Below are 8,469 nucleotides of genomic sequence, written 5' to 3'. Positions count from 1 at the left end.
AGGGTTCCTCGTCGAGTGCGGCCCTGACTCCTTCCTCTCGGAGAAGCCGTGGGCGCTCCAGCTCTGCAAGCGGCTCGGCATCGAAGACCGGCTCGTGCGCACCGATGACCGCTTCCGCCGCACCTACGTCGCTTTCCGCGGACGTCTCCACCCGCTGCCGGACGGCTTCCAGCTCCTGGCGCCGACGCGGCTCGGGCCATTCATCCGCTCGGGCCTCTTTTCCTGGCCCGGCAAGCTCAGGATGGCGATGGATCTCATCCTGCCTCGGGGCGGCGATCCCGACGAGAGCCTCGGCGCCTTCGTCACGCGCCGGCTCGGAAGCGAGGCGCTCGAGCGGGTAGCCCAGCCGCTCGTGGCGGGGATCTACACGGCCGATCCCGACGCGCTCTCGCTCGCTGCCACCATGCCGCGCTTCCTCGAGCTCGAGCGGAGGGAGCGGAGTCTGATCCTCGGGCTCTGGCGCGGGGCGCGGCGGGCGCCCGCGGAAGCGGCCGGCGCGAGCGGTGCGCGATGGTCGCTCTTCGTGACGTTGGCCGAAGGGATGGAGGAGCTCATCCGCGCCCTGGGTGCCCACCTGCCCTCCGACGCCATCCGGCTCAAAGCCCGCGTCACCGATGTCGCGCGCGAGGGCTCGGGCTGGCGGCTCGACCTCCGGGACGGCCCGCCGACGACGGCGGATGCGGTCATCATCGCCACCGAGTCGCACCAGGCCGGGCGCATGCTGCGCTACACGGACCCAGGCCTGGCGCACCTGCTCGACGGCATTCCGTACGCGTCCTCGGCGACGGTGACGCTCGGCTGGCGGCGCGCCGACATCCCGCACCCGCTCGACGGCTTCGGCTTCGTCGTGCCGCAGATCGAGCGGCGTCCCATCATCGCCTGCACCTTCTCGAGCGTGAAGTACCCCGGCCGCGCCCCGGACGGCTTCGCCCTGCTCCGCGTGTTCATGGGCGGCGCGCTGAACGAGAGCATCCTCGACGGGGACGACGAGACGCTGACGCGTGTCGCGCGCGCCGAGCTGGGCGAGCTGCTGGGAGTGACGGCGCCGCCGCTCTTCTCACGCGTGAGCCGCTACCCCAAGGCCATGCCCCAGTACCACGTGGGGCATCTGGCCCGCGTCGAGGCCATCGAGGGCTGTCTTCGCGCCCACCCAAGGCTCGCCCTCGTGGGCGGCGCCTACCGCGGCGTCGGCATCTCCGATTGCGTCCGCTCCGGCGAAGAAGCCGCGGAGCGATTTCTGGCGCCCGCCGGCGCTTAAGGCTGGGCCGGCCCCCAGGCGGGGCAGATACTGCGGTAGGAGCAGCGGTCGCAGTGAGGGCCCGTGACGGTTTCGAAGGTTGTGTCGGCCTGGATGGTGTCGATCAGGGCGAGCGTCTCGGCCGCGAGGCTTTCGAGGGCCTCGGGCTCTCTGCGGGAGCGCAATTCGAGATCGTGAGCCAGGTAGTGCCAGACCAGCTCGACGCGCCGCGCCTCGCGCGGGAAGTCTCGCTGGATGCCGATCTGGTAGAGCGCCAGCTGGCGGTCACGGTCGAGGTCCTCCTGCGTCGGCACCCAGCGTCCCGTCTTGTAGTCGTGGATCTGCCAGAGGCCGTCCCGCGTGACCGAGAGGCGATCCACGTATCCCTGCATCCAGATCTTCCGCGCTTCTGCGAGCGGGAACATCACGCGCCGCTCGACGGCCACGGTGCGCTCGCCGTCGAACGGGTGATAGCGGCCGTAGTAGGACGCGAGGTGCCCCTCGCCCTGGAGGCGGTACTCGCCGGCCGACGCGCCCTCGCGCCGGATCACGATGTCCTCTGTCCACTCCTCGGCCCAGCGCGCGCGATAGCCGTCGAGGATGGCGTCGAGGGGCGGGACCTTCCCGCGCGTCACGTCGCGGTAGAGATCTTCCAGCGCCGAGTGAACCTGGCTGCCCAGGAACATCTCCACCGTCCTGACCTCGGGCACCGGCACCTTGTCCACATATTGGAAGCGGTACTGCCGCGGGCAGGTCTCGTAGACGCCGAGCCGCGAATGCGAGTAGACAGGCACGGGTTGTCGATACCTCAGGCGGCAGGCGCGCGGCCGGCAAGGCTCGCGTAGATCTCGGCGATCGACGTGACCATGCGTTCCACCGAGAAGTGCGCTCTTGCCCTCTCGCGCCCTGCGGCTCCCATGGCGCTCCCGAGATCGGGATTCCGCAGGAGACGTTCCAGCGCCGTGGCCAGGCTTGACGGATCCGCCGACGCCACGAGGAGCCCCGTCGAGCCCTCTTCCACAACTTCCGGCAGACCGCCGACCCGGGTGGCGACGACCGGCAGCCCGGCAGCCATGGCTTCGAGCGCGGCCAGCCCGAAGCCTTCGTCGAGGGACGGCTGCACGAGCACGTCCCACCGCGCCAGCGCCGCGCCCATGTCCGTCTGCCAGCCCAGGAACGTCACCTGACTCTCGAGCCCAAGCCGTCGCGCCTCGTCTTGAAGCGCCGGCCTCTCGGGTCCCTCGCCTGCTATCTCGACGCGGAGCGCCGGCCAGCCCGGCCGCAGGAGCGCCGCGGCGCGAAGGAGGTCCGCGTGTCCCTTCAGGCGCACGAGGCGTCCCGCGGCGCCGATCACGCTCGCTGTTCGGCCGGCCGCCGGCCTCGTCATTCCGCCGGCGTGATCGTCGATCGGCACGCCGGGATAGACCACGCGCGCCCCACGGTAGCCGGCATGCCGGGCCACCGCCCCCGAGGTGGCGATGACGGCGTCGGCGTCGCCGGGTCTGAGCGGCGCCACGAGCGCGCCCGTTTCCTCCACCACGCTCCCGTGCACATGCGCGACTAACGCGGCGTCAGTGGCAGCGCGCGCGACCCAGCGCACCGAGCGGCCTCCGACATGCTTGTGGATGATGGAGAAGCGCTCCGACCGGAGGTGGCGCCAGAAGCGGCGCGCGCCGGCGAGATCGCGGGCGCCGCGGTGCCAGTCGAGCGCGTGGACACTCATCCCGGATCGCGCGAGCTCGGCGGCCAGCGGCCCGTCGGCGCCGAGGAAGCACGCGTGGAGGCGGTACTCTCGCTCATCGAGCCCCGCAGCAAGGGTGGAGACCATGCGGGCGATCCCGGTCCCTTCCAGGGCCGCGCTGCCCAGGATGTGAAGGACCTCAATGGGCATCAGCGCACTGGGATGCCCAGCCGCTTGACGGTGGCGGCCATCCGGGTGCGCAGGCGGAGGCGCCCGCGCAGGCGCTCGATCGGGCTCCATCCCAGCCGCACGCGGAGGCCCAAGTCAGGCCACACATCGCCTGGCTGGACCATGGTCCGTCGCAGGACGTGTGGATCGGTGCGCAGGTCATTCATGCCCTCGTCGCACGTGAACGCGAGATCGAAGGCCTGCCGCACTCGTTCTGTCACGCGCTCGTCGTAGTACCCGTAGGGATAGGCGAAGGCCGCCGGCGGCCTGCCGAGGAGATCCGCAAGGTCGCTCGCGCAGCCGGACAGCTCCGAGGCGAGGTCAGCATCGCTCAGCTCGGTCAGATTCGAGTGGGCGCGGCTGTGAGCGCCGATCTCGATGCCCCGCGCGCTCCACTCGCGTATCTGGTCCGCCCTCATCAGGCGATGGGTGCCGGCGCCCTGCTCCTCGTCCCAGCGGTTGGTGCCCCCGACTTCGCCGGTGACCACGAAGACCGCGCCGCCGAAGCCGTGGCGCTCGAGGACGGGCAGCGCAAACTCGGCCAGGTCGGCGTAGCCGTCGTCGAACGTCAGCAGCACCGGCTTATCGGGCAGGGTGCCGGCGCCGAGACGCCACGCCTGCCAGTCGCTCGGCCTGATGCCGACGTAGCCGTGGCTCGCGAGCCAGCGGACCTGCTGCTCGAAACGCTCCGGCGAGATGGTCAGCTCCGGGTATGTACCCGGGCGCGGCGGCCCGACGTGGTGGTAGAGGAGGATCGGCAGCGTGGCACCAAACTCGCGGCGGAGTGCCCGCCAGGACCCGGTCTCCCGCGCGGCGCTGCGCAGGAGGACGATGGAATGTTGCATCGTAAGGAGCTTGATGCCCAAACGGCGAAAGGCGCGGTGCCGGCGCAGGCGCTCCGCGACCCAAACGGGTCCCCGGAGCACCGGCTCCGGCGACACGGGAAGGCGGAGCGCGGCGCTCCGGAGCCCGCGGCGCCACCACGGGCCTCGGCCCTGGCCCGCCACGGCCGAGTACGGGCGATACACGGGGTGCTTGCGGCAGAGGAGGACCGAGTGCCTGCCGTACTCCCTGGCATCACGGCGAACGATGTCCTTCGATGACTTGACGTAGACCAGGTGCACGACTGCGCCGGGCCGGTAGTGGAACCTGATCCCCATGGCCCACAGTCGGAGACCGAGGTCGGCGGTCTCGCGCTGGCGTCCGAACCGCTCGTCGAAGCCGCCACACTCGAGCAACGCGGCGCGCGGCACGGAGCTGTTCGCATCGACGATGGCGTCATAGGGCCAGCCGGGTTCCTTGTCTCGGTCGACCCTCGCGACCCACCCGGTGGTGTCTTGGCGCGTCCGGTCCGTGGCGAGGGAGTCCGGGCTGTCCGCGGCCACCAGCACCTGCCCGAAGACCATGCGGCTCTCCGGGCCGTCGTGGGCGGCGGCGTGCTCCCGCAATAGGGTGGGACCGCAGAGGATATCGTCGTCCAGGAAGAGCACGATGCCTCCGCGCGCGACGGCCACGCCCGCATTCCGCGCCGCTGCCGGCCCCCGGTTCGGCTGCTCCAGCACACGGAAGGCGACCGGGGACGCGAGCCCGCGAAGCCAGTCGGCCGAACCATCCGTGGAGCCGTCAACGACCACGATGACTTCATAGTCGTCGGCGGCCATGTCCTGGGCGAATACAGTCGGCAGGGTGCGCGCCAGCAATGCCTGGCGGTTGTACGTCGGGATGACGACCGAGATGAGCGGAGCCGCAGCGCCCACGGCTCACCCGGCCTTGCGGAAGAGCGTGTCTACGTAGCCGGGTTCCCAGACCCTGGACACGACGCTGAGCTCAGGGTGCTCCGAGAGGGCCGCGTCGATCCACTTGCCTCCGCGGACGAGGAACCGGCCCCACCACGCGCCCTCGGTCACTCCGGTCTGCCGCGGGTTGCCGGCGAGCAGATGCCCGCCCGGGACGAGAGCGGAGACAACCTTGTCCCGGGCAGCCCGGAAGACCCAGGGCTGGCAGAAGCAGTCGAGGACGCCTTCGAAGACCACGAGGTCGAAGGAACCGGGCAGGGGATCGGTTCGGAGGTCCCATTCCGCGAACCGCACGTGGGAGCCCCACGCGCACCGTGCGCGGGCCCGCTCCAGCGCGACATGCGAGATGTCCACGGCGAGGAGCTGGTCACAGCGGGGGGCGAGCGCCTCTGTGAACATGCCTTCGGCGCAGCCGATCTCCAGCGCCCGTGAGAAGCGTACGCCGCGAGCGACGGCGTCGAGCATGACCAGCTCGCGGTTGAAGCGGTCGCGCCCGGCTACCGGGTCCGTCTCGAAGGCCCACGGATCCCGGGTGCGCGCGAACTCCTGCTCGTCGTCCGCGCGGGCCCGCGCCGCGCTGTAAAGGACGAGCCGCTCGAGCTCACGCGCCAGATGCCACGTGCTCCGCGCAAAGGGGACGCGGCCCAGAGCCCGGCGGAGGCTCACGTCAGCGCCGCCTCACAGCGTGCAGATAGCCGCCTTCCTCGTCGGCGAGGGGCGAGCAGCGCACGGCGAAGCCTCGGGCGGCCAGAAACTCGCGAAGCGCCTCGGGACTGCCGGGAGCGAGCCCGACGTGGTATTCCATGGCGATGCGCTCGACGCGGGCCAGGGTGACGTCCGCCGCGTTGAAGAGGATGTCGTACTCGGCGCCTTCGCAGTCGAGCTTGAGCAGGGCGCAGCGCTCGATCGCGAAGCGGCGGAACACCTCGTCGAGCGTCATGACCTGCACGGTCTCGAGGCTCCGGAACGTGCTCCCGTAGTTGTCCTTCTGGTACAGCGAGTTCATCCCTTCGGCGCCCCGGGAGTAGAGCGCGGCTTCCCCGGCCCTGGCCCCGCAGGCCGCCTGGACGATGGTGACATCGTGGAGACGACTGGCCGCAACGTTCTCGCGCAAGGCGGCGCACATCCGCGACGACGGTTCCAGAGCGACGACGCGCAGCCCCCTGTACTGCGTGGCCGCCCACGCCGTGAAGACACCGACGTGCGCGCCGATGTCGACGATGACCCCTCCAGACGGCGTGTCCGGCTCGTCGGCGGCGTAGCACCGGTCCACCCAGATCTCCTGGATCAGACCCAGCAACGGTTCGTCCACCGGTGCGGCGAGCGAAGCGCCGCTTCTGAGGACGATCTGGCTGCGGGGGTGTCTGAGCCGGCGCCTCACGGGGAACAGCAGGATGCTGGGGAGCGTCGCCCCGGCCCGCGCGAGCATCCTGCTCGCCCGCAGGTAGTCGCCCGCGCGTCGCGACAATCTGCTCAACGGGCCGCGTCCAGGACCTCGACCCCCGGCCGCGCGGGGTACGCGTGCCCCGGGACCTGCGGCGTCGGCTCGATGAGACCGGAGCCGGCAGCGTGCGTAGAGCGTGATGCCGGCGAGTCGGGCGACCGTCATCCTCCAGCGGGACGGCAGCACTGCCGACGGCCCGGAGTCCGGGCGCCGCCAAGGCCGGGGCGCGCCGCGCAGCCACCCGACGACGTAGCGCACCAGCCTGCCGCGATACCGAGGCTTTTCGACGAAGAGCAGGGTGACGTATCCTGCGGAGGCCGTGACGTCCCGCATATACTGGGACCAACGTTTCTCGACGTCGGGTCGATCCGGATGGCTAACCACGGCCCCAGGTGCGTAGACCACCTGGTAGCCCAGCTCGACGAGAGAGAAGAACGCGAGGTAATCCTCGCCGCACCCGATGGCCGCGCCGCGGCCAAGGCGCTCGTCGAAGCCCAGCCAGACCTCGAACGCGGACCGCCGGAAGGCCATGTTGCCGCCGCTGCCGATCCCGCCGAAGTTCGCCAGCTCGAACCACAGGGGATGAGCGAGGGTGACGGCACGGCGAACGCTCCCACGGTCGAGGCTTCCGGTCCAGCGGGACGGCGGTTCCGTTGCAGCGTCTGCCGTGAGCGGGAGAATGCGCCCGGCCACGGCCATGGTCCGCTGGTCATCGAACTCCGCGACCAAGCGGGTGAGCCAATCGCGCCGCGGGACGGCGTCGTCATCGAGATAGGCGACGATCTCTGTGCTGGCGGAGCGGGCCCCGTGGTTCCGTGCGCGGCTGAGGCCGGCTGTCGGTTCCAGCGCGTAGTCGACACTCCAGCGCTTGGCGATGTCACGGCTTTCAGTCGTCGTCGGAGCATTGTCCACCACGAGGACGCTGAATCGTGGGTAGTGCAGGCGCGTCACCGCGTCCAGGCAGCGATCCAAGAGCTCCGGCCGGTCGCGGGTGCAGATGACAACCGTGCAGGAGGGGCTTGGCGATGTTGCTGTCATGGGATGCCGCTTAAGCGTGCGACCGACTGCCGCGCCTCGGCGTGGCCGGGCGCAAGGACGAGCACCCGGCGGTACTCGCCCAGCGCGCGGCCGCGGTCACCCGCCTTGAGATAGGCGCGGGCCAGCGCCAGGTGGGCCTCTACGTTGCCGGGCTCCAGGCCGGCGATCGTCTGCCACTCCGCGATGGCCTGCATGTACTGGTCATTTTCCCACAGGCGCGTGGCGAGACGCGCGCGAAAGGCCGTGCGCGTCGGGTCGAGCGTGGCGGCCTGACGGAAGGCCTCGAGGGCGCGCGCGGGGTCTCCGGTCGCCTCGAGGGCGAGACCCCGCGAGAACTCTCCCTGCGCGTCGAGGGGCCCGTCCGTCCCGGCCCGCTCCCATTCGTCCCGCGCGGCTTCCCACCGCCGCTCGTCGGTCAACCGCTGGGCCAGCGCGCGGCGGTAGCGGGCAGGGGAGATCCGCGCGTCGCGCCCGAGCCGCTCGGCGGCGATGGCCTGAAGCCGCGGGGATTCCGTGGGGAACACCAGCCCGCTCCGGCCCTCCGCGCTCGCGACGGCGGCACGGTAGGCGTTGAGCGAGCCCGGCGCCTTGAGCGCCTCGAGCGCCTGAGCGCGGACGAGGAGCAGTTCGGGGTTGCCGGACGACTTGGCGAGCGCCGCATCCGCCTGGACCATGGCCTCGGCCGGGCGATGGACGCCGAGCAGCAGGCGCGCCAGCATCCAGCGGATCACCGGTTCCTCGGCGGCCGAGGCGCCCTCGAGCGCGCTCGCATAGAGGACACGCGCTTCGTGGAGCAGGCCGCGGGACTCGAGGTGGCGCGCAAGGTCCACGTGGTCCACGGGTGAGGGCGGCACGAGCGCCGTCCACTGCGCGTCCGTGAGCGCGAAGGGCGCCAGGCGGTCGACGAGCCCCGGGAGCAGGAAGGGATCGCGCTCCGCGGCGGCGCGGCCCGCCTCAAGCGCGAGAGTGACGCGCGGCTCGGGGCCGGCCAGCGCGAGCACCGCCATCGAGCGGTAGAGCAGCGGATTCTCCGTCTGGAGCGCGA

At 71.3% G+C, this 8,469-nt stretch carries 7 protein-coding genes; 1 reads left to right on the top strand and 6 read right to left on the bottom strand.

The window, feature by feature from the left end:
- Positions 1 to 1,258, top strand: a 1,258-nt coding sequence (hemG, locus tag VGV06_04495) for a protoporphyrinogen oxidase (protein ID HEV2054418.1), incomplete at its 5' end; no start/stop codon positions are given.
- Here hemG and VGV06_04490 read toward each other — a convergent pair.
- The 6 genes from VGV06_04490 to VGV06_04465 form a co-directional block, all read right to left on the bottom strand.
- Positions 1,255 to 2,031, bottom strand: a complete 777-nt coding sequence (locus VGV06_04490) for a PD-(D/E)XK nuclease family protein (protein ID HEV2054417.1) — start codon at positions 2,029 to 2,031, stop codon at positions 1,255 to 1,257. The two genes, hemG and VGV06_04490, sit on opposite strands and share 4 nt — an antisense overlap.
- 14 nt (positions 2,032 to 2,045) lie before the next feature.
- Positions 2,046 to 3,128 (bottom strand): glycosyltransferase family 4 protein, encoded by a 1,083-nt coding sequence (locus VGV06_04485; GenBank protein HEV2054416.1) that lies wholly within the window; start codon positions 3,126 to 3,128, stop codon positions 2,046 to 2,048.
- Positions 3,128 to 4,903 carry a glycosyltransferase gene (locus tag VGV06_04480; GenBank protein ID HEV2054415.1) on the bottom strand — a complete coding sequence of 592 codons (1,776 nt, stop codon included), beginning with the start codon at positions 4,901 to 4,903 and terminating at the stop codon, positions 3,128 to 3,130. Before VGV06_04480 ends, VGV06_04485 begins: the two co-directional genes overlap by 1 nt.
- Before the next feature lie 3 nt (positions 4,904 to 4,906).
- Entirely contained in the window at positions 4,907 to 5,608 is a 702-nt protein-coding gene (locus VGV06_04475; protein HEV2054414.1) for an SAM-dependent methyltransferase, read from the bottom strand.
- 1 nt (position 5,609) lies between these two features.
- Positions 5,610 to 7,424: an FkbM family methyltransferase gene (locus tag VGV06_04470; GenBank protein ID HEV2054413.1), complete on the bottom strand. Its 1,815-nt coding sequence runs from the start codon at positions 7,422 to 7,424 to the stop codon at positions 5,610 to 5,612.
- On the bottom strand, positions 7,421 to 8,469 hold a 1,049-nt coding region (locus tag VGV06_04465), incomplete at its 5' end, for a tetratricopeptide repeat protein (GenBank protein ID HEV2054412.1). The genes VGV06_04465 and VGV06_04470, both read right to left, overlap by 4 nt.

It is taken from the genome of Candidatus Methylomirabilota bacterium (assembly GCA_035936835.1).
Classification (GTDB): Bacteria; Methylomirabilota; Methylomirabilia; order Rokubacteriales; family CSP1-6; genus AR37.
This window is presented reverse-complemented; position numbering and strand designations above follow the sequence as displayed.